The sequence below is a fragment of the Maribacter sp. MS6 genome, assembly GCF_056839185.1.
In genome coordinates, this window is record NZ_CM166389.1 from 1,833,887 (window position 1) to 1,855,708 (window position 21,822).

The 21,822-nt window shown below is 40.4% G+C and carries 18 protein-coding genes; 13 read left to right on the top strand and 5 right to left on the bottom strand.

Annotated elements, in window-relative coordinates:
* The first annotated feature begins 101 nt into the window (after positions 1–101).
* From MS6x_RS08145 to pth, 3 genes are all read left to right on the top strand, one after another.
* Positions 102–1,043 (top strand): ribose-phosphate pyrophosphokinase, encoded by a 942-nt coding sequence (locus MS6x_RS08145; RefSeq protein ID WP_482606743.1) that lies wholly within the window; start codon positions 102–104, stop codon positions 1,041–1,043.
* A gap of 46 nt (positions 1,044–1,089) precedes the next feature.
* On the top strand, positions 1,090–1,731 hold the full coding sequence (locus MS6x_RS08150; protein WP_482606745.1) for a 50S ribosomal protein L25/general stress protein Ctc: 642 nt from the start codon (positions 1,090–1,092) through the stop codon (positions 1,729–1,731).
* 92 nt (positions 1,732–1,823) lie between these two features.
* Positions 1,824–2,453, top strand: coding sequence for an aminoacyl-tRNA hydrolase (gene pth, locus MS6x_RS08155; protein WP_482606747.1), 630 nt, complete (start codon positions 1,824–1,826; stop codon positions 2,451–2,453).
* Positions 2,454–2,465: 12 nt separating this feature from the next.
* Here the strand turns inward: pth and MS6x_RS08160 are convergent, their stop codons facing one another.
* Both MS6x_RS08160 and MS6x_RS08165 read right to left on the bottom strand, forming a co-directional pair.
* Positions 2,466–3,152, bottom strand: a complete 687-nt coding sequence (locus MS6x_RS08160; RefSeq protein WP_482606749.1) for a hypothetical protein — start codon at positions 3,150–3,152, stop codon at positions 2,466–2,468.
* Positions 3,149–6,922, bottom strand: a complete 3,774-nt coding sequence (locus tag MS6x_RS08165; RefSeq protein ID WP_482606751.1) for a reprolysin-like metallopeptidase — start codon at positions 6,920–6,922, stop codon at positions 3,149–3,151. Before MS6x_RS08165 ends, MS6x_RS08160 begins: the two co-directional genes overlap by 4 nt.
* Positions 6,923–6,975: 53 nt before the next feature.
* Between MS6x_RS08165 and MS6x_RS08170 the strand changes: the two genes are divergently transcribed.
* Both MS6x_RS08170 and MS6x_RS08175 read left to right on the top strand, forming a co-directional pair.
* Complete coding sequence (locus MS6x_RS08170; RefSeq protein WP_482606753.1) at positions 6,976–7,902, top strand: bifunctional riboflavin kinase/FAD synthetase; 927 nt, start codon at positions 6,976–6,978, stop codon at positions 7,900–7,902.
* Between the two features lie 29 nt (positions 7,903–7,931).
* On the top strand, positions 7,932–9,233 hold the full coding sequence (locus tag MS6x_RS08175) for an HTTM domain-containing protein (RefSeq protein WP_482606755.1): 1,302 nt from the start codon (positions 7,932–7,934) through the stop codon (positions 9,231–9,233).
* A gap of 9 nt (positions 9,234–9,242) precedes the next feature.
* Here MS6x_RS08175 and MS6x_RS08180 read toward each other — a convergent pair whose 3' ends face one another.
* The gene (locus MS6x_RS08180; protein WP_482606757.1) at positions 9,243–9,623 is read right to left on the bottom strand and encodes a VOC family protein; all 381 of its coding nucleotides are present in this window, start codon (positions 9,621–9,623) and stop codon (positions 9,243–9,245) included.
* An 89-nt stretch (positions 9,624–9,712) separates the two neighbouring features.
* Between MS6x_RS08180 and serS the strand changes: the two genes are divergently transcribed.
* The 7 genes from serS (at position 9,713) to MS6x_RS08215 (ending at position 17,563) form a co-directional block, all read left to right on the top strand.
* Positions 9,713–10,984, top strand: coding sequence for a serine--tRNA ligase (gene serS, locus MS6x_RS08185; RefSeq protein ID WP_482606758.1), 1,272 nt, complete (start codon positions 9,713–9,715; stop codon positions 10,982–10,984).
* Positions 10,985–11,205: 221 nt separating this feature from the next.
* The gene (locus tag MS6x_RS08190) at positions 11,206–13,017 is read left to right on the top strand and encodes a tetratricopeptide repeat protein (RefSeq protein ID WP_482606760.1); all 1,812 of its coding nucleotides are present in this window, start codon (positions 11,206–11,208) and stop codon (positions 13,015–13,017) included.
* A gap of 217 nt (positions 13,018–13,234) precedes the next feature.
* Positions 13,235–13,873 (top strand): DUF4286 family protein, encoded by a 639-nt coding sequence (locus tag MS6x_RS08195; protein ID WP_482606762.1) that lies wholly within the window; start codon positions 13,235–13,237, stop codon positions 13,871–13,873.
* A gap of 15 nt (positions 13,874–13,888) precedes the next feature.
* Entirely contained in the window at positions 13,889–14,749 is an 861-nt protein-coding gene (rsmA, locus tag MS6x_RS08200) for a 16S rRNA (adenine(1518)-N(6)/adenine(1519)-N(6))-dimethyltransferase RsmA (protein ID WP_482606764.1), read from the top strand.
* A complete protein-coding gene (gene mgtE / locus MS6x_RS08205; RefSeq protein ID WP_482606766.1) occupies positions 14,736–16,088 on the top strand; it encodes a magnesium transporter in 1,353 nt (450 codons plus the stop codon). The genes rsmA and mgtE overlap by 14 nt, the downstream gene beginning before the upstream one ends.
* 153 nt (positions 16,089–16,241) lie before the next feature.
* Positions 16,242–16,607 (top strand): cupin domain-containing protein, encoded by a 366-nt coding sequence (locus MS6x_RS08210; protein WP_482606768.1) that lies wholly within the window; start codon positions 16,242–16,244, stop codon positions 16,605–16,607.
* 5 nt (positions 16,608–16,612) lie between these two features.
* Positions 16,613–17,563, top strand: a complete 951-nt coding sequence (locus tag MS6x_RS08215) for a 2-hydroxyacid dehydrogenase (protein ID WP_482606770.1) — start codon at positions 16,613–16,615, stop codon at positions 17,561–17,563.
* Positions 17,564–17,643: 80 nt separating this feature from the next.
* Here the strand turns inward: MS6x_RS08215 and MS6x_RS08220 are convergent, their stop codons facing one another.
* The gene (locus MS6x_RS08220; RefSeq protein WP_482606772.1) at positions 17,644–18,930 is read right to left on the bottom strand and encodes a serine hydrolase domain-containing protein; all 1,287 of its coding nucleotides are present in this window, start codon (positions 18,928–18,930) and stop codon (positions 17,644–17,646) included.
* 270 nt (positions 18,931–19,200) lie between these two features.
* Between MS6x_RS08220 and MS6x_RS08225 the strand changes: the two genes are divergently transcribed.
* Positions 19,201–20,793, top strand: coding sequence for a solute:sodium symporter family transporter (locus tag MS6x_RS08225; protein WP_482606774.1), 1,593 nt, complete (start codon positions 19,201–19,203; stop codon positions 20,791–20,793).
* A gap of 51 nt (positions 20,794–20,844) precedes the next feature.
* Here the strand turns inward: MS6x_RS08225 and MS6x_RS08230 are convergent, their stop codons facing one another.
* On the bottom strand, positions 20,845–21,747 hold the full coding sequence (locus MS6x_RS08230; RefSeq protein WP_482606776.1) for a histone deacetylase family protein: 903 nt from the start codon (positions 21,745–21,747) through the stop codon (positions 20,845–20,847).
* Positions 21,748–21,822 lie beyond the last annotated feature (75 nt).

The window sequence follows — 21,822 nt, forward strand, 5'->3', positions numbered from 1 at the left end:
ATAGTTTAGCAACCCGATTTAATTTTTAAATTTGCACCTCCTTAGAAATCAGGGGTATTCAGACTACTTCCTCACATTCTATCGACACAATATTCAAAGCTATGCCATACCAAGTTCCTGAACCAAAGATTTTTGCTTGTACACAAAGTATGGAGTTGGGCAAAAAAATTGCCAAAGCTTACGGTGCAGAACTTGGGAAAGTTCTTTTCTCGCGCTACAGCGACGGAGAATTTCAACCCTCGTTCGAGGAATCCATTCGAGGTACCCGGATCTTCATCATAGGTTCAACTCACCCAAGCTCAGAAAACCTGATGGAAATGCTGTTGATGATAGATGCCGCCAAAAGGGCTTCTGCACGGCACATTACCGCAGTTATGCCTTATTTTGGATGGGCAAGACAAGATAGAAAAGACAAGCCCAGAGTACCCATTGCAGCAAAACTAGTTGCTAAAATGTTAGAAACTGCCGGTGCAACGAGAATCATTACTATGGACTTGCATGCGGACCAGATTCAAGGATTTTTTGAAAAACCTGTGGATCACCTTTTTGCCTCCACGCTATTTTTACCTTATTTGAAAAACCTAGGTTTGGACAATCTTACGATAGCGTCACCAGACATGGGTGGGTCCAAGAGAGCATACGCCTATTCCAAAGCACTGGAAAGTGATGTTGTAGTGTGTTACAAACAAAGGGCAAAAGCCAATGTAATCAGCCACATGGAGCTTATCGGTGACGTACAAGGAAAAAATGTTGTTTTAGTAGATGACATGGTAGATACCGCTGGAACATTGACAAAAGCAGCCGATTTAATGATGGAACGTGGCGCCATAAGCGTTCGCGCTATAACCACACACGGATTGCTATCCGGTGATGCCTATGAAAAAATAGAAAAATCACAGCTCACAGAATTGATTATCACGGATTCTATTCCGATAGAAATAAAAAGTGATAAAGTGCGTGTACTAAGTTGCGCCAATCTTTTTGCAGAGGTAATGGACAAAGTACACAATAACAACTCTATCTCCTCTAAATTTCTAATGTAACCACCATGGAGATACAAATTAGAATTATTAATTTTTAATATATATAATGAAGTCAATTACAATTAAAGGATCAGAAAGAGAAAGCGTGGGCAAAAAGTCAACAAAAGCCTTACGTAATGCTGGAATGGTTCCTTGCGTAGTATACGGAGGGGAAAAACCACTACACTTTTCAGCACCTGAACTAGCGTTCAGAGATTTAGTGTACACCGCAGCCGCGCATACTGTTGAGGTTGATTTGGGTCACGGAAAAGTAAAAGCTATTATGCAGGACATTCAATTTCATCCGGTTACGGATAAAATTTTGCACATAGACTTTTACCAATTGTTCGATGACAAGGAGGTTACCATGAACATCCCGGTACGTTTAGAAGGAAACTCGCCAGGGGTAAGAAACGGTGGACGTCTACTGTTTAGAAAAAGAAAATTGGCAATTAAAGCTTTACCGGACAAGCTACCGGATTTCTTTGATGTTGATATTTCCAAATTAAAGATAGGCGAGAATATCATAGTTGAATCTTTATTGAACGACGATTTCACTATTCTACACCCGGATAGCACAACTGTTGTACAAGTTAAAATGGCTCGTGCCGCGGTCGCTGTGGATGAGGATGAAGAAGAAGGAGAAGGAGAAGAAGGAGAAGAAGGAGCTACTGCAGAAGGAGCGGGCGAAGATACTGCACAAGAATAGCCATAGGTTATTTTACAGATTAACAAAAAGCATCCCGATATCAGTATCGGGATGCTTTTGTATTTTTATAGCCTTTAAAAGGCTTAAAATCCATGCTCAAACTTTTAAAATTCTTATTTAAAAAAAATAAAGGTTACTTAACAGAAGAAGACCCTATGAAGAAATTTTTAATTGTAGGCCTAGGTAATATAGGGGACGAGTATAAGGACACAAGGCATAATATTGGTTTTAAGATATTGGATGCCTTAGCCACTAAAGAGGAATTCACCTTTGAGACAGTAAAATTAGGAGATATTGGTATGTTCAAGGTAAAAGGCCGAAGCATACTTTGCTTAAAACCATCTACCTACATGAACAGGAGCGGAAAGGCGCTAAAGTATTGGATGGAAAAAGAGAAGATTCCGCTAGAGAACATACTGGTAATTACAGACGATATTAATTTATCGTTCGGGACAATTCGCATAAAAACGAAAGGAAGTGACGGTGGCCATAACGGACTTAAAGATATACAACTGTTCCTGCAAAGCAGTGTATACAATAGATTCCGGTTTGGTGTGGGAGCAGATTTTGGTAGGGGAAGGCAAGTAGAATATGTATTAGGCACATGGAACGAAGAAGAAAACGCATTAATGCAGGAGCGCCTTAAAAGATCTACTGAAGTAATCACCTCCTTTGTGTTGGCGGGCATAGCCCGTACCATGAATGAATTTAATAATTCTTAAACGTTCATAGACTTATAATACCGTAAAGGTATAAACCCCTGAACTCGTAGCATTACCTTCTGAATCTGTGGTAATAACATTCCAATAGTATACTGTATTCGAAGCAACGGAAACTTTTTGTTCCAAGATACTGTTACCTAGATTAGCTATCAAGTCTGTGGGAGGGTTTACAGTTGACAGGTACACCTCAAAATCATCGATGTCATTATCCAAATCACTTGCTGACCAGGATAAGGTAACTTCATTGTTAATATCCTTAAAAACCCGCTGAGACATTCTTGGGCTTAAAATATCTGCAGGAAAAGGTGCAAAAGAAGTATTGGACCCAGCGTTGTAAAAATTCCAAACTTCACTGGAGATACTTTCCTCTACCTGGTTGTTTCGTGATCGAACCTGCCAGGCAAACTGAACCCCTTTCTCTATGGGTAGATTTGCCGATGTTGTAGCAGTGCTTATTGTTTGTGTGGTTCCGGCATTCAAATTGGTTACCCTTAATTCATAGGTCTTCACATTTTTGGCCTCCTGCCATCTAAACGTTACCCTACTTGTTGTTGCCCCTAAAGATTGCCCTGTAGTACATTCTGAATTTTTATCTGGAAACACCAACTGTACTTGACCTGGAGGTTTAGGCTCATCCTTTTTGCCACAACCTATAACCAAGCCCAACAATGCGACAATGAAATAGGTATTCCGTATCATTCCTTAATAATTTTAGTAGTTGTCTTTATTCCCTCACCGATAAGTTGAACATAGTAGAGCCCATTAGGAAGAGCTCCCAAATCTATTTGCGTTCCATTGGCATCTATCACCAATAGACTACTTTTTATAAATCTGCCATCCGCCGAAAATACCCTCATGGATACCTTAGCACCCTCTCCTACAAAATACACCCCAACCATATCCCTAAACGGATTTGGAAATACCAAGGGCTCATCAGAACGTATAAATTGTTCGTTATAGACTCCTTGACAGGGAATATCGGTAAATACTTTTAAACTATTGATCCCATTTTTAAGATCCAAAGTAATACTTGGAGCCTGTGTCTGCACAAGTTCTCCGTTGAGCTCAACATTATAAAAGTCCGAACCTACTAGATCAACGGTCAGTTTTGTGCCGTCGCCAGATACTTTTGAAGTAACGCTCAACGCATCCGGTTCCGAAATAACTACTTGGGTACAGAATTCCTCATAAACAATTGTACCATCTGTTCCATTTATACAAATAGTGTACGTTCCGGCATTTAAATCTGATATCGTAAACATATTGGTAAAACCCTGTGTTTGGTCTAGTCCTACTCCAGTAATTGTAACTTCATAACTTAGCCCAACTTTAGGTGTAATCGTTATGCTACCGTCATTATTAATCCTACAAGTTTCACTTTCAAGGCTGATATTGAAATTCTGATTTGTAAATCGGTATATAGGACACCCAGAGGCGTCTACTTCTTGTCCCTCAGGGGTATTCAAACACAAGTCGTCCCCATCATCAAAAACACCGTCGTTATCCGAATCTGGCCTAAAATCTCCTTCAACACAGACTTCCATTGAAAATGAATTTAATCGCCCACCATCAGCTGCAGCATTATCCTTGATTTCCAGCACCCATTCCCCTAATATTGATTCGCCATTAAAAGAACCTAATGAACCAAGTGGGGCTACCGTTCCGCTTATCGCAGGATTTCCGCCACAGACAAAATCAGGTGCGTCATCGTCAAAAACAGCATTGATATTTCTTGAATCGTTACAAGAGCTAGAAGCGAGGACAACAGTGGTTCCAGCGGGTGAGGTAAGACTGATCTGTAAATCTGCCAAAAAACTATGCTCTACATTCAATGCAACATTAATATCAGCAATTGGCAAGTCCTCATAAAACACAATTTTTGAGGTAATGGTTGGGGTGTCTATAGGCGATATGTCCAATGGCACATCAAAAGCGGCTACCGTATCACAATTAAAGACGATTGTACTAAAACCAAATGGTGGTCCAAAGGTACCTTCACCACAACTATTTTTGGGCTTTACGCGCCAAAAATAACTTGCATTGTTCTCAAGATTTGTTGGAGTGTAAAAAGTATTGGTAACACTAACAGTTTCTATAATATTGGTGAAAGCTATATCTGTGGCTATTTCCACGTCGTATTCGGTATTTCTAATATCGGTATCCCATTCTAAAACAACCTCGGTTGATACATCTATTGCCCCATTTAAAGGAGCTGTAAACACCACATCTGTAAAATCAGTATCAAAGATGGTAAGGTTTAACGTGATTTCTTTAGTTATGCTCGTCGATGTAGCAACTATCTGAACAGGATAGACACCGACCGGAAGACTTCCTGCTCCGGAGAAGGTAATCGTTACCGGAGTGTCATTATCAGTGGCGGTCGGACTTGAAAAAACAGCCGTTAATCCCGCAGGAGCCCCAACGATACTAAAGGTACTTTCTTCTACAAAACCTAAATCGGTATTATAGATAAAATCCACGTCCAAATTATCTGGTTGGCATATCTCATAATCCAATCTGGCAACATTGAGAATTACCTCCGACGGCACAATGCTAAAATTAGCGCTATTTATGGCAAAAAATACATTTTCCGAGGCTTTAACCATGAATCTACCGCTGGTAGTCTCAACTCCAGGTACTACAAAATCATGAACACCATCATTCAATACATCCTCAGCTACGGTGACAGAATATGTCTGGCCACCATCGGTAGAAAGAAAAATGTCTACTGTCTCGGCAAAAACCGGAGCTAAATTTGTGCTGGCAACATCCCATGTAAGTGTACCTACCTCACCGGCCACATAAGAAACGGATGTTTCCTGTGAAGTCACTACAAAAGGACCGGCATCATTAGTCACAAAAACGGATACCTCATCCGAAATTAATTGGCCTCCATTTATTGCATTATCACGAACCGTTAAGGCAAAATTTAATTCGCGCTCTACCAAGGATAGTGTCTCCCAAGCTCCATTTAAGCTAGGCGTATCCTGTGTTAAATCTCCTGAAACCACACGCTCCAATTTTGGAAAATAACGAGACGGCGAAGAATTTGGAGGTAAAGATCTGAATAACGCTCCGGTAGGACTTGTAGGACCAAAAGTGGCTTGTGTAACAATACCGTTATCTGTTTGCTCCCAAACGTAAGACAGAACATCAGCACTATCTGTATCCAAAGCGTTTCCTGTAAGTACAAAGGGAGTCCCTTTTGGAATAGTAACATCTGCAACAGCTACCAAACTTGGTGGTGTATTGAGCAAGGGTATGGTTTCAACGCAAGTCACATTCTCCAAAAATTCCTGTACCTGAACAATACTGATATAATGAAAATAAGCGTCACTGTTCTGTGCCACATCATCTGCCCCCGTAATACCGGCATACCCCATAATGGTGGTACCACTTCCAGGTTCTACTTGTGTCAGAGTACCTTCGGAAATATGGGAAAACGTATGATTTGCTCCTAATTGATGTCCCATCTCATGCGCTACTAAATCTATTGCGAAAGCTTCTCCCTGTGGCGATGACAGCGTGCTATAGGCACTACCCTTTCTACCGCTAAGACAAACTGAACCTACAAATCCAGCATTGCCATCCAAGGTATTATCCCTTTGATTAAATAGATGCCCAATATCGTAGTTTGCCTCACCTATGACGGTATCCAAAGTATTCTGTGTCTGAGAACTTAGATTACCCGTAAAAGGGTCGGTTTCAGAATCTAGGTAGACAACTTCATCGGTAGTACCGATCAACTCCAAGGTAACTGCCAAATCATTTTCAAACACTTCATTAATCCTAGTAACCGTAGCGTTTATAGCAGCTAGGGCATCGACCTTAGTGCCGCCGTGGAAGCTCGTATATTCACCAGATGCAGCTATGGCGAGTCTAAACTTTCGCAATTCCTGATTGTCCACCAAACGTGCCGATAAGGTATTCCCGATTTCTAAGACATCGGGAGACGTATAACAAACAAATGCTTCCTTGGCTGTGCGGTCTTTAGCATGATAGAGCACATATTTGCCCTTTCTACCTTTCTCCATAAAAACCGAACCTCCATTACCGGCGGTAGACATCATACTATGAATTCCCTTGTGTGACACACTAAAACGAATCCGTTTTCCATCACCCAGGGTACTTCGACCTTTGTACGATTTTATATTGGGATATTTTTTTGCCAAAGCAGTAGAAAAAGTACTTGCCTCGATTACCTCAAAAGGAATCTGCTTCCCATTTTCGTCCGGGAAATAAACAACTCCGTTACCGCTACCCGACTTAGACTTAGCTCCCAATTGATTCTTAAACCGAGTTTCATCCAAAGTATAAGCGGTAGCCTTTTCGATTGCAAATTCATTCAAAGTAGCCCGTTCCTCTGCTCGGGTTAAATCAGTGTCTTTCCAATAATTACTCTGGGCGACCCCATAAAAGGAGACAAATACCATGGTAATTGAAAAAACTAAGCGTAATTTTGTACTCATTGAGGGAGCTTTTATCTCAATTTCAAATATAGTTCTTTTATTTTCCATCATACGTGATTACAGTCCAAAGCATTTTCGAATACAAAGCAAAAGAACCTGTTGCCATTACCATTGGCACTTTTGATGGGGTGCATATTGGACATAGAAAAATACTTGAAAAAGTCATAAACCATGCCAAAGAGGGAAATTTAAAATCTGCGGTACTCACCTTTTTCCCACACCCTAGAATGGTACTCCAAAAAGATGCGGACATTAAACTGTTGAATACCATAGCGGAAAAGCAGATGATTCTAGCTAACATGGGCTTGGATATTTTGGTTATTCACCCTTTTACCACTAAATTTTCCAGATTAACGGCAACCGAATTCGTTAGAGACTTATTGGTCAATAGGCTAAAATCGAAAAAAATAATTATAGGCTACGATCACCGTTTTGGTCGTAACCGTACGGCCAACATTACCGATTTAATTGCCTTTGGCAACATATTAGATTTTTCAGTAGAGGAAATTCAGGCACAGGAAATAGAAGAAGTTTCCGTTAGCTCCACCAAAATTAGAAAGGCATTGGAAGAAGGAGAAGTAGATACGGCCAATGCCTATCTAGGATATAACTACATGCTAACAGGCACGGTTACTAAAGGAAAAGGCTTGGGCCGTCAACTTAATTTCCCTACTGCTAACCTTACCATTGAAGAATCCTATAAACTAATTCCCAAAACGGGCGCCTACACAATAAAAAGTATGCTTAACGGTAAAGTTGTGTTTGGTATGATGAACATCGGCTACAACCCAACCGTAAATGGTAAATTCAAGACCATAGAAATACATTTCTTTGATTTTAACGACAATCTATACGACCGCACTATTCAAATAGATATGCTGCACAGGCTAAGGGACGAGCAAAAATTCGATTCCTTAGATGCCTTAAAAAGACAACTGTCAAAGGATAGAGAAATTTCACTTCGATTGATATCCCAATAGGTATGTGGAACAGGTTGCTATTTCAGAAAATGGACAACAGCCCACTACTTATCTTTCGCATATTCTTTGGGTTTCTGATCGCATGTGAGAGCTTTGGTGCAATTATAACGGGATGGGTTCGTAGAAACTTAATTGAACCCCGTTTCAATTTTCCCTTTATAGATTTTGATTGGCTACAACCTCTTCCGGGTGTTGGAATGTATATATACTTTTCCATTATGGGTCTATTGGGTCTATGCATAGCAATAGGTTTCAAATACCGAATCAGCATTATTTCATTTACCGTACTCTGGGCTGCAGTATACCTCATGCAAAAGACGGCGTACAACAACCATTATTATCTATTGGTTCTAATTTCCCTCTTTATGTGTTTTGTTCCAGCGGATAAAAATTATTCGCTAGACTCCAAAAAAAATACGGAACATCGAAACGATTCGATGTATGGTTATATCAAATGGATTGTCGTTTTACAGCTATTCATTGTTTATGTCTACGCATCAATAGCAAAATTATATGGCGATTGGCTAGATTACAGTATGATTCGTATTTTGATGAAACCCGTAGCAAATTACCCTCTTATTGGGGAACTGCTGCAAGAAGATTGGGCGCATAAAATTATTGGAACTACCGGTATTTTATTTGATTTATTGATCATTCCGGCCCTTCTTTGGAAACGCACACGCAAGGTGGCTTTCTTTCTTTCCATCTTTTTTCATCTATTCAATTCCATTGTTTTCCAAATCGGTATTTTTCCTTTTCTATCCTTGGCGTTTAGTGTCTTTTTCTTTGAGCCTGAAACTATACGCCGCATCTTTTTTAAAAGCAAAATACCGTACACGGAAAATGAACTACGAATTCCCAGGAATAAAAATGGAATCATAGGAGTATTGGGCATTTACTTTATAATTCAATTACTCCTCCCTGTTCGTCACTACTTTATAGTAGATGACGTGCTATGGACCGAAGAAGGCCACAGACTAAGCTGGCGTATGATGCTCCGCAGCAGAACGGGAAAAGGCGAATTCAAGGTGGTGAACAATGAAACCGGAGAAAAAACCATCATAAACCCTAAAGAATTTTTAAACAGCAGTCAGCAACGTAAAGTTTTTGCCTATCCCGATTTTGCATGGCAGTTTGCCGGGTATCTAAAAAAAGAATACGCTCAAAAGGGGGAAAATATATCAGTGTATTTAGAAAACTCCTTGGTTAGCATAAACGGCAGACCTTATGCTCCATTTATAGACCCACATACAGATTTGGCCAACACTAATTGGTTGCCATTCCAGCATCATGAATGGATCTTACCTTCATCATTAAAACGTAATCAATAGGTTTTACAGCTAAAATGGCACCGCTCGTTGGCAAAGCTGTAATGGCATTCCAAAAGGATCGCGCAACATTATAATATGGGTTCCGTCCTCCTTTTTTATTTCTTCCACGAAAAGAGCACCTTGTTTTTCCAAACGCTCCCTATCACTTTGTGCATTCTCCGAAACGAAAGCGACGTGGAAGGCAAGTGGATGCTCGGTAGCGAAATCGGTAATTACGGCATCTGGTCGATGGTAAAATTCGATAATCACCCTACCTGTAGCATCTGCCAAAAAGTTCATGAAGGGTGGCTCTTTTTGTTCGGATTTAACGGTAAGTCCAAGATTGGTCGTGTACCATCGTACTACTTTTTTAACGTCCGATACATTTACCGCAAAATGTTCAAAAACCATAAGTTACCTGTTTGATCGTTTAAGAGAGCAAAGGTATCTATTTTAAATCGCAAGATTAGTTTAAATTTGCACTCTTAAACAGCAACACCATGTTACAGTTACAGGCTATTCGAGAGCAAAAGGAGAAGATGATTTCCGCTCTCAAAAAAAGAAATATCGACGGAAATGCATTACTTGAAGAGGTATTGCTTCTAGATGAAAAAAGACGTGCTACCCAAACACGTTTAGATTCCGTTTTGGCCGAATCGAATACGCTTTCAAAAGAAATAGGCATCCTGTACAAAACTGGCAAAGCGCAAGAAGCCAATGGCCTAAAAGAAAAGACAGCAAGCCTGAAAGAGGAATCCAAGCAATTGAACGAAGACCTTGGTACGACAGCGGATGCCTTACAAACATTGTTATACCAAATACCGAACATACCGCACAGCTCTGTACCCGCAGGCAATTCAGAAACGGATAACGAAGAAATATTTAATGAGGGAGACATACCTGAATTGATTACCGATGCCCTGCCCCATTGGGAATTGGCAAAAAAATACGACATCATAGATTTTGAACTGGGAGTTAAAATTGCCGGAGCCGGATTTCCTGTATATAAAGGTAAAGGTGCTCGATTACAACGTGCCCTGATTTCCTATTTTTTAGATAAGAATACCGCCGCCGGCTACACGGAAATACAGGTGCCGCACCTAGTAAATGAACTATCCGGTTACGGAACAGGACAATTACCGGACAAAGAAGGGCAAATGTACCACGTTACGGCAGACGACCTCTACCTAATTCCAACAGCTGAAGTGCCGGTTACCAATATTTTTAGGGACGTTATTTTAAACGAGAGCGATTTCCCTGTAACCTACACAGGCTACACCCCATGCTTTAGAAGAGAGGCGGGTAGTTACGGCGCACATGTTCGTGGCTTAAACCGATTACACCAGTTCGATAAAGTAGAAATTGTAAGGGTAGAACACCCAAGCAAATCCTATGAAGCATTGGACGGCATGGTAGACCACGTGAAAGACATTCTTCGTGAACTAAAACTACCCTACAGAGTCCTTCGCCTTTGCGGTGGCGACTTGGGCTTTACCGCTGCACTTACTTATGATTTTGAGGTGTTTTCTACCGCTCAAGACCGCTGGCTAGAAATTAGTTCGGTTTCCAATTTTGAAACCTACCAAGCCAACCGTTTAAAACTTCGTTACAAAGACGAAAACGGAAAAAGTCAGTTGGCGCATACACTCAACGGAAGCTCATTGGCGCTCCCAAGAGTATTGGCTGGAATACTAGAAAACTGCCAAACAGCAAATGGCATTCAAATTCCTGAGGTATTGGTGCCGTATTGTGGTTTTGACAGCATAAATTAGGATATTAGGTCAATCCCCTATACTACAAACCTGAACTTTGTTAAACTGCAGGAGGAACACCTTTTTAATTGGCAATGAAAATGAAACTACTAATTCTAAAAAAATAGAAGACTAACGTTATTCAGCCTACCATTTAGGCCACAACTCCCGTGCATCTCAAATACCCATTAATTACTTACATTACATCTAGATTAAACTTGCAATTTCTTTAACACCTTCTAATGCCATTCTCATTATCTTTGTGTATGCGTTTTTATTTGGTCCTCCTTGCGTTTTTTGCGCTAACTTATCATACATCTGCCCAAGAAGATTTTTTGGCCAAACAGTACTTCGATGACGGGGATTTTGAAAAAGCGGTGGTTTTTTACGAAAAATTGACAAAGGAAAATCCCAGAAGAACCGACTATCTTCAAGGGCTAATAGCATGTTACCAACAGTTGGAACGCTACGAGGATGCAAAAAATTATTTAACAGAGCGCTTAGAGGACAAGAATCCCCATCCAACGCTTTTTGTTGAACTCGGTTATAATTACACCCTGCAAGATTCCACGGAACAGGCCAACGTATATTTTAAACAAGCACTAAAAACTATTTCCGAAAACCCTAATTACGGTTATGCCTTGGGCTATCAGTTTCAAAAATATAGCTTACTTGATAATGCCATTTCCGCCTATCAAAAAGCTATGGAACTGAATCCTAAAATGGACTATAGTTTTCAACTTGCCCGTATCTATGGGGAACAGGGCAATGTAGATAAAATGTACCGCTCCTACCTCAACTTAATGCGAAACGGCAAAACATCCAAATCGAACATCCTAAGAAGTATCGATGCTTTTGTAACGTCTGACCCGGAAAGTTATAACAACGTTACGCTCAAAACCATTTTACTAGAAAACGTGCAGCAAAATCCGGATGTCATTTGGAACGAATTGCTCAGTTGGCTTTTTGTGCAACAACAGCAATACAGCAGTGCCTTTAGACAGGAGAAAGCTATTTACAAACGAGTGGAAGGTGGCAATACCTTACGCTTGGAAAATTTGGGAAAACTGGCCTTGGACGAAAATCAGACCGAGGTAGCTAGGGATATTTTTGAATATGTCATAAAAGAATCAAACAATGCAGTTACAGTTTTAGATGCGGAGCTAAGCCTTATTGACATCGATTTACAAGATGTTAAGAAAAATCAACTGGAAACTATCCAACAAAAATATGAGGCGTTAATTGAAATTCACGGCTATAAGACCCAAACCTTACAGTTACAGGTAGCCTATGCTAACTTCCTAACATTTAAAAAAGACGACCCAGAACCTGCCATTGATCTCTTAAAGAATTCTTTGGAACTTCCCTTAAATCAAAGAGGAACCGCCTTTATAAAGTTAGCCTTAGGAGATATTTTAGTCTATAACAAAAAGTTCAATGAGGCCTTAATTTACTTCTCCCAAGTACAACAAAAGTTAAAAAACGATGTACTAGGACAGAACGCGAGATACAAAGTGGCAGAAACTAGTTTTTACAAGGGTGATTTTGAGTGGGCGTTAACTCAATTAAAAGTGCTCCGCGGATCCACTTCTCAACTTATTGCCAATGATGCCATGCAATTAAGTCTGTTAATTTCGGACAACTCCTTAGAGGATTCGACCCAAACCGCATTGAAAAAATATGCTCGAGCCGATTTTCTCTCCTACCAGAACAAAACACTAGAAGCTGTAGATGTGCTGGAGGATATACTGCAAAACCATAAAGGCGAAAAAATTGAGGACGAAGCCCTGTTGAAACAGGCGCAATTATTGGAATCACAAGAAAAGTATGAGGTTGCTGAATTAAACTACATTAAAATTATAGAATTCTATGGAAGCGGCATATTGGCAGACGATGCCTACTATGCCTTGGGCGAACTCTACCGTAAAATCCTGAATAAACCAGATAGAGCAAAAGCGCAGTACGAAAAGATTATTTACAACTATCAGGACAGTTACTATTTTCCGCAGGCCCGTAAGAATTTTAGGATGTTAAGAGGCGATGCCGTTAATTAGTCGCCAGTTTGTGTAGGGCGGCCATTAGCCGCATGTACCAATTTTCAGATTAGAATAGGACATCTTTAGAAAAAGAGTTTTTTATAACGTTTTAGGTAAAGTACTTTTGTGACACGTCTCATATACCGGCTTAAGCCAAAACATAAACTAATATTTCACCTTTAACTATTGAACTTAAAAACTTTTAGCCATTGCGTAAACCCCTAAATTACCATTGATGCTCATATACAATGTAACTACCAACATAGAAGAATCTGCCCAAGACGCGTGGGTACAATGGATGAAGGAAACACATATTCCCGATGTTCTTCATACAGGTAAATTCCTTAACGCAAAAATGAGCAAAGTACTTGTAGACGAGGAAATGGGCGGTGTTACCTATTCTGTCCAGTTTACGGTAGCCAACAAAGCACTACTGGAAAGCTATTACCAAGAAGATGCACCAGGTTTGCGGCAGAAAGCAAATACTATGTTTGCTGGACGATTCGTCGCCTTTAGAACTGAATTGGAAGTCGTTCATGAAACACATGTTATGCGCGCTAGTGCCACTCATCACGTTTTTACATACGGAACGTTACAGGACAAAGAAATACAGCTCGGTGTTTTTTCAAGAGTGCTTTCGGGGACTCAAGATACCTTAAGCACGTATAGGATAGCCGTACAAAAAGTAGCAGGCCGCTACCCTACGATAGAGCATACACAAAATGAAAAGGATGAAATAAGAGGTAAGATCTACACCTTAACTACGGAAGAATTGGAATTGGCAGATGCGTATGAAGGAGCCGCCTACGAACGCATAACAGTTACTTTGGTTTCTGGTAAAAAAGCGTGGGCGTACAAAGCAAAAAACACTTAGGAAGAATGCAACGCAATGGGTAAAAAAAAGAAAAAAAAGGGGGAACCCTTCCGTAAAAAATACGAACAAAAAGGACCGGTTAAAGCAAAAAAACACTTAGGGCAACATTTTCTAAAAGATGAGGACATTGCCAAGCAAATCGCCGAAACCCTGACCCTTGCACATTGTACCAATGTAATAGAAATTGGCCCAGGAACTGGTGTGCTTACCAAATACCTCTTATTACGGGAGATAAACTTGGTCGCCATGGATCTGGATGCGGACTCTATTATTTACCTCAATCATAGTTTTCCATTAGAGCACCCGAAAGTCCTACAAGGCAAAGGTTCTTTCAAAGTCATAGAAGCCGATTTTCTAAAGTACGATTTACATACCCTTTTTGGCGACGAACAATTTGCCATCACAGGCAATTTCCCATATAATATTTCTACTCAAATAGTGTTTAAAATGTTGGAGATGCGCGAACAAATTCCTGAATTTTCAGGTATGTTTCAAAAAGAGGTTGCGCAGCGAATATGTGCGTCGCACGGCAGCAAAACCTATGGGATACTATCCGTTTTGGCTCAGGCCTTCTACGATGCAGAATATTTGTTTACGGTACATCCACAGGTATTCGACCCACCGCCAAAAGTACAATCGGGGGTGCTCAGGCTAACCAGAAAAACGGATTTCGAATTACAATGTGATGAAAAACTGTTTTATACCGTAGTAAAGACTGCTTTTAACCAGCGTAGGAAAACACTAAGAAACAGCTTAAAAAGTCTTGCGATTTCAGATATTCTTAAAGAAGATGTTATATTTGACCAACGTCCGGAACAGCTTGCTGTAGCAGATTTTATAGCACTTACCAAGAAGATAGCAGATGATACCCTTTAAACTCACCGAGGAACTTGTAGAAGAGATTGCGCAGCTCATTGAATCTCAAGGAGATGCCGCCCTTAATACACTGTTAGCAGATGTACATTATGCAGATGTTGCAGAAATCATCAACGAACTAAACGAGGACCAGGCTACCTATCTCATAAAATTATTGGACAGCGATAAAACCTCCGATGTGCTTACCGAGCTGGACGAGGATGTTCGGGAAGGTATTCTGGGCAACTTATCTTCTAAGGAGATTGCAGGGGAACTTGAAGAACTGGATACCGATGATGCTGCCGATATCATAGGAGAACTTCCGCAGGAAATCGTGCAACAGGTTATCTCTGAAATAGAAGACCGGGAACATGCCAAGGATATCGTAGACCTTTTACGTTATGACGAAAATTCTGCAGGCGGACTCATGGCAAAGGAGCTTGTAAAAGTGTTGGATAGTTGGAACGTACTTGCCTGTGTCAAGGAAATGAGGCTCCAAGCGGAAAACGTTACCCGCGTACATTCTATTTATGTGGTAAACGAAGACGATATGCTTATGGGGCGGCTTTCTTTAAAAGACCTACTGACCGCGAAAAACACAGCGCAAATAAAGGATGTTTTCATTCCCAAGGTAGATTATGTAAATGTGAACGAAAAACCGGAAGAGGTTGCAAAAATCATGAGTAAATATGATTTGGAAGCCATTCCTGTTGTAGATGAAATTGGTAGATTGGTAGGCCGAATTACCATTGACGATATTGTAGATGTCATCCGGGAAGAAGCCGATAAAGATTATCAGATGGCAGCCGGTATTTCTCAAGATGTTGAAGCGGACGATAGTATTTGGGAACTGACCCGTGCGCGACTTCCTTGGCTTATCTTAGGTCTTTTTGGTGGTGCAGGTGCCGCAGTTATTATGGGCGGTTTTGAGGAAATGTTCAAACAGTACACCATCTTGTTTCTCTTTACGCCCCTAATCGCCGCCATGGCAGGTAATGTAGGGGTACAGTCCAGCGCGATCATTGTGCAAGGTTTGGCAAACGACGATATTAAAGGGAGTATTGGCAATAGACTGATAAAAGAAATGCTTTTGGCATTGCTAAACGGAGTGATACTCGCAGCGCTACTTTTAGTATTTACTTGGGTCTGGAAAGGAGATTTCATGACGGCCTTGGCCATATCTCTTTCTCTAATAGCTGTGATTGTTGTAGCTGGATTCATAGGCACCTTTACGCCACTCTTTCTGCACAAACGAGGAATAGACCCAGCTATTGCTACAGGCCCTTTTATAACTACCAGTAATGATATTTTTGGTATTCTTATTTACTTTATGATCGCTAAAACAGTCTTGGGGATTTAAGGTATTCCATACCGAAAAAGGTGCAACCGGCCTACACGGAATGCGTGGCAGCTGCTTTTATCCCTAATACAAAAGAGCAAACACCTAAAACCGCCTTTAGCAATTAGCATAAATGACATCTTTCTATAATGTTGCAACTAAAAACTAACGATTATGAAACCCATTAACCTAAAAGATAAACATGCCCTTTTTACAAAGCAGTGGCATCCGCACCAAATTGCTACGGTAGACAATATGCAAATTCTATTGGCAAAGGTACAAGGTGAATTCGTTTGGCATGCCCATGAAAACGAAGATGAGCTTTTTCAGGTCCTAAAAGGAACGTTATATATGAAGTTCAGAGATCGAACAGAAGTAGTAAACGAAGGAGAATTAATAATCGTACCAAAAGGCGTGGAACACTGCCCTTCCACAAAAAACGGAGAAGAAGTACATTTATTATTATTCGAAAAACAAGATACCGCCCATACCGGAACGGTAAAACATGAATTGACCCAAACAACCTATCCTAAACTCTAAGCTAGATGAACGTATTACATGTAGACATAAACCACCCTTTGATCATTGAGCAATTTAATACTCTAGGTTTTACCAATGATGAAGATTACACGTCCACAAAAGCTGAAATTGAAGATAAAGTACATACCTATGACGGACTCATTATCCGTAGTAGGTTTAGTATAGACGAATCTTTTCTAAAAAAAGCAAGCAAATTGAAATTTATAGGTCGTTTGGGAGCCGGCCTTGAAAATATAGATGTCCGTTTTGCTAAGGAACAGGGAATCTTTTTAGCGGCGGCCCCCGAAGGGAATAGAAATGCTGTTGGCGAACACGCGCTAGGAATGTTGCTCTCCCTCTTCAATAAGTTGAATAAGGCAGATAAAGAAGTACGAAATGGCATCTGGGACCGCGAAGGCAATAGAGGTTTAGAACTCGATGGTAAAACCATAGGAATTATCGGTTATGGAAACATGGGTAAAGCCTTTGCAAAAAAACTACGTGGTTTTGACGTAGACGTTATCTGTTACGATATCCAAGGTGGTGTAGAGGACGAAAACGCCAGACAGGTTGGCATAATGGAACTGCAGCAAAGAACAGAAATATTGAGTTTACACGTGCCGCAAACCAACGCTACCATCGGCATGATAGATACTGAGTTTATTGGAAAATTCCATCATCCGCTCTGGATATTGAACACGGCCAGGGGAAAATGCATTAGAACAGAAGACCTGGTCGCTGCATTACACTCCGGCAAAATTTTAGGTGCTGGTCTTGATGTACTGGAATATGAAAAAACCTCTTTTGAAGATATGTTCAAAACAGAAGAAGGAAATAATCAAATGCCCATTGCCTTTGAAGAATTATTAAAAATGGACAATGTATTATTATCCCCTCATGTAGCAGGCTGGACAATAGAAAGCAAGGAAAAATTGGCCCAAACTATTGTAGACAAAATCAAAAAAGAATTTTGTTAACCCTAAGAATTTGAAAAGATTACAACAACAATACGTAAGCTCTAATAGGAGTTTTAGTGATTAAATCGCAAAAAACCTTTTTAGTCGTCAACGGCAGCAAACACCATTTGTCTAAACTTCCAACCGGTCTGATCGTTCACGGGGCCCTGCGTTTGTTTCATTAAAATACCGATGATGTTTTCCCTGGGATCCGCAAAATACTGCGTGTTAAAATAGCCACCCCAATCAAACGTACCTTCACTACCTTCCCCACCGGCTACCGCTCCTTTCGTGTTTATCAAACCAAAGGCAAGTCCGTAATGCTTAGTACCATCCCAAATAGTCCCTATTTGATTGCTCATGATACTGTTTACGGTAGTTCGACTAAGGAAACGCACACCGTTCATTTCTCCTTTATTAAGGTACATCTGTAAAAAAATAGCATAATCTTTTGCGGTACTGGAGAGTCCCGCCCCACCAGAAAAGAAGCTTTTAGCACCTTTAATAGGGTAATCCGTATTATAAAAAGTAACGGGATATTTGACCCATTTGTCTCCTTGCTTTTGTTGTACGGGAACCAATCTAGCGTGTTTATCATTTGGAAGGTAAAACCACGTATCTTCCATACCCAAAGGTTCAAAAATTCGATTTTTCAAAAAACGGTCAAACGGCATACCAGAAATCACTTCTACAAAATAGGCAAGCACGTCCAAACCTTCACTATAGGTGTATGCTTCTCCTGGTTCATGGTGCAACGGCAACGCTGCCAATTTCTTCACGCTTTCTCCTATAGTGATGTTCTCTGTGGTAAACAAATCCGTAATACCAGCTTTGGCATAGATTTGCTTAAACCGTTCATCACCATCTATCACGCCATAACCAATACCTGAGGTATGGGTAATCAAATCCCGTATGGTGATTTGATTTTTGGCAGGTTTGGTGGTGTAGGTCCCATCCGTCTCATTATAACTAGCTAAGAGCTGTGCTTCCCCAAATTCGGGAATATAGTTAGCTATTGGATCGTCCATCCTAAATTTACCTTCCTCCCAAAGCATCATTACCGCTGTGGAGGTTATGGCCTTGGTCTGGGAAGCGATTCTAAAAATCGCATCTTTTTCCATGCTTTTTTTGTTGGGCATATCTGCTAAGCCATATGCTTTATGGAAAATAATTTTACCGTTTCTCGCAATAAGAGCTACAACACCAGGAAGCTCATTGTCCGTAATATGTTGTTGCAACATAGCGTCTATCTTAGACAAACGTTCGGGGGACATCCCTTCCGTTACAGCATTACCTTCAGACAATGCAGGCGAATTATTAATGGAGGATGTTTGGGCACTTAGACTTAAACAAAGGGACACGGATAAAAGAAAAATCACTTTTTGCATGGTTGGTATCATTTGGTATCATTAAGAATACCTTATAAAAATAGGGAAAGTTTTTACGATATTCTAAACAGCGTTCCCGTCCCCATCGGATATGGTGTATTACCTATTGATTTCATTTATCCATACCCAATTAAAATTACTGTGCTTCTTTAGTATGTGTTATATTAGTGCGGTAATACTTACTTATATCAATATATTTAAGCTTAAAACAAGCTACATTGTTGTCATTTTATCAGAATTAAAAACCAATAACCGAACAACCAATTTAATATGGATTTTCTAGCGATATTTTCTTTTGTAGGGTTTACCACCTTGGTAGCGATTGTAGCATGGTACGCTACCAGGTCAACTAACGAGAAATCCTCCGACGGTTACTTTTTGGGAGGAAGAAGTCTTACGGCCGGTGTCATAGCGGGTTCACTTTTGTTGACCAACCTTTCTACCGAGCAAATTGTTGGACTTAATGGAGATGCCTACAGAGACGGTATTTTGGTAATGGCCTGGGAAACCTTAGCAGCAATTGCCATAGTTATCTGCGCCATATTTCTATTGCCAAGATATTTAAAAGGTGGAATTAGCACCATACCTACCTACCTAGAGCGCAGATTTGATACCACAACAAAAGCTATGACCTCAGGTCTGTTTCTCAGTGGTTATGCCATTGTTCTTTTGCCCATTGTGCTCTACTCAGGATCGTTGGCCATCAGTGGTATGTTTGATCTCCCTGGAAAATTAGGTATTTCTGAATGGGCGTCTATTTGGCTATGTGTCTGGACTATAGGCATTATAGGTGGTATTTATGCGATTTTTGGGGGACTCAAAGCTGTTGCGGTCTCAGATAGTATTAACGCGATAGGTTTATTGTTAGGCGGGCTTCTAATACCCGTTTTTGGTTTATTGGCTATAAGCGATGATGGAAGTATTCTAGGAGGAATCACGAAATTAACGACTGAGCATCCCGAAAAATTCAACGCAATAGGTTCCGAATCGTCTAGCATACCTTTTCATACCATCTTTACAGGAATGGTTTTGGTACAGCTTTTTTACTGGGGTACCAACCAACAGATCATTCAGCGTGCGCTAGGAGCAAAGAATCTAGTAGAGGGACAAAAGGGGCTTATGCTTGCCGCATTTTTTAAGATACTGGGACCTATAATCGTTGTGCTACCGGGCATCATAGCTTTTCACATGTTTGACGGACAGCTGGAAAGGGCAGATCAGGCCTATCCAAAATTAGTAGCAGAAGTACTTCCTCCAACTTTTATTGGCTTTTTTGCAGCGGTACTATTTGGAGCTATTTTAAGTTCATTTAACAGTGCTTTGAACAGTTGTGTAACCCTATACGGTATTGATATTTATAAAGAATATATTAATAAAGAAGCGCCAGAAAATTTAGTCGTGAAAAAAGGTAAGCAGTTTGGAATTGGTTTGGCCTTGTTCGCCATGATTTTGGCGCCTTTTTTATACTATGCCTCAAGTGGTCTATTTGGCTATTTACAGCAAGTAAACGGCGCCTATAGCATTCCCATTTTATCTGTAATTGTAGTCGGCTTTTTAACCAAACGTGTGCCTGCTATTGCTGCAAAGACAGGGATTATATTCGCCTTTGTAGTTTACGTTGTCTACATTATTCTTTCAAGAGGTTTAAACCTTGATTGGATGCCTCATATGCTGGATGTACAAGCAATTACGTTTGTTTCGACCATTGGGTTGATTTTGATTATAGGAAAATTACGCCCTAGAGATACAGACTATGAACAAACCTATACCAATGAGGTAGATATTACCGCTTGGAAATTTGTAAAACCTGTTGGTCTTGTGATTATCCTTGTCGTCATAAGCACATATATCATATTTAGATAACCGGACTCCTGCATTGTTCAGAAGGAATTAAAATTCTGCTACAAGCACCCCTTAAAAATAGATTTGCTGCGCCATCCTGAACGTGTTGGCATGCGCATCTACTATGGTTTTGATGTCCGGTGAGTAGCCACCGCCCATACTACATTGTACAGGTATTTGAAGCTGATGGCATGTTTCCAAAACAAACCTGTCCCGTTCTTTACAACCTTCGACCGTCAAACCCAAAGTTCCTAATTTATCGGTGGCAATAACATCTACACCGCATAAGTAAAAGATAAAATCGGGCTGTTCTTGTTGAATTAATGTTGGAAGTGTTTTTTTTAGGATGGTTAGATATTCGGTATCGGTTGTACCTTTTGTTAAAGCAATATCCAAATCGGATTGTTCTTTTTTAAATGGATAGTTGGCCTTTCCGTGTATTGAAAACGTAAAGACGGATGCATCGCCCTGAAAAATTTCGGCGGTTCCGTTGCCTTGGTGCACATCCAAATCTACGATCAGTATTTTTTTTGCCAGTTTTTTAGCTTGTAAATAGCGTGCGCCAATGGCCTGGTCGTTTAACATACAAAACGCCTCGCCCCTATCGGTATAGGCATGGTGTGTTCCTCCCGCTATGTTCATCGCCACTCCATATTCCAAAGCAAACTCGCAGCCTTTCATAGTGCCATCTGCTATAATACGCTCCCTTTCTACCAAGTCTTCGGTTAAGGGAAAGCCTATTTTCCGAGCTTCTTTTGGTGAAATTTTGATATTCAAAAGGTCATAAAAATACTCCGGGTCATGAACTGCAACGATATATTTATCATTGGGAATTTCTGGTTCATAAAAGTTGACTTGCTCGCAAGTACCCTCATGCAACAACTGCTTCGGCAGTAAATCATACTTCAACATAGGAAACCGATGTCCGTTTGGTAACGGATGTTGATAAATTGGGTGAAAGGCAATTTTTAACATGGATATTTAACCATAAATTATAGTTGGACAGCAGTCCAGACAGCTTAAAAATCTTATAATCTTAAACGACGAGTC

Excerpts from the sequence above, each read along its gene's own strand:
- MS6x_RS08145 (WP_482606743.1), top strand. The coding sequence starts at position 102 with ATGCCATACCAAGTTCCTGAACCAAAGATTTTTGCTTGTACACAAAGT.
- MS6x_RS08150 (WP_482606745.1), top strand. The coding sequence starts at position 1,090 with ATGAAGTCAATTACAATTAAAGGATCAGAAAGAGAAAGCGTGGGCAAA.
- pth (WP_482606747.1), top strand. The coding sequence starts at position 1,824 with ATGCTCAAACTTTTAAAATTCTTATTTAAAAAAAATAAAGGTTACTTA.
- MS6x_RS08160 (WP_482606749.1), bottom strand. The coding sequence starts at position 3,152 with ATGATACGGAATACCTATTTCATTGTCGCATTGTTGGGCTTGGTTATA.
- MS6x_RS08165 (WP_482606751.1), bottom strand. The coding sequence starts at position 6,922 with ATGAGTACAAAATTACGCTTAGTTTTTTCAATTACCATGGTATTTGTC.
- MS6x_RS08175 (WP_482606755.1), top strand. The coding sequence starts at position 7,932 with ATGGACAACAGCCCACTACTTATCTTTCGCATATTCTTTGGGTTTCTG.
- MS6x_RS08180 (WP_482606757.1), bottom strand. The coding sequence starts at position 9,623 with ATGGTTTTTGAACATTTTGCGGTAAATGTATCGGACGTTAAAAAAGTA.
- serS (WP_482606758.1), top strand. The coding sequence starts at position 9,713 with ATGTTACAGTTACAGGCTATTCGAGAGCAAAAGGAGAAGATGATTTCC.
- MS6x_RS08190 (WP_482606760.1), top strand. The coding sequence starts at position 11,206 with ATGCCATTCTCATTATCTTTGTGTATGCGTTTTTATTTGGTCCTCCTT.
- MS6x_RS08195 (WP_482606762.1), top strand. The coding sequence starts at position 13,235 with ATGCTCATATACAATGTAACTACCAACATAGAAGAATCTGCCCAAGAC.
- rsmA (WP_482606764.1), top strand. The coding sequence starts at position 13,889 with ATGGGTAAAAAAAAGAAAAAAAAGGGGGAACCCTTCCGTAAAAAATAC.
- mgtE (WP_482606766.1), top strand. The coding sequence starts at position 14,736 with ATGATACCCTTTAAACTCACCGAGGAACTTGTAGAAGAGATTGCGCAG.
- MS6x_RS08210 (WP_482606768.1), top strand. The coding sequence starts at position 16,242 with ATGAAACCCATTAACCTAAAAGATAAACATGCCCTTTTTACAAAGCAG.
- MS6x_RS08215 (WP_482606770.1), top strand. The coding sequence starts at position 16,613 with ATGAACGTATTACATGTAGACATAAACCACCCTTTGATCATTGAGCAA.
- MS6x_RS08220 (WP_482606772.1), bottom strand. The coding sequence starts at position 18,930 with ATGCAAAAAGTGATTTTTCTTTTATCCGTGTCCCTTTGTTTAAGTCTA.
- MS6x_RS08225 (WP_482606774.1), top strand. The coding sequence starts at position 19,201 with ATGGATTTTCTAGCGATATTTTCTTTTGTAGGGTTTACCACCTTGGTA.
- MS6x_RS08230 (WP_482606776.1), bottom strand. The coding sequence starts at position 21,747 with ATGTTAAAAATTGCCTTTCACCCAATTTATCAACATCCGTTACCAAAC.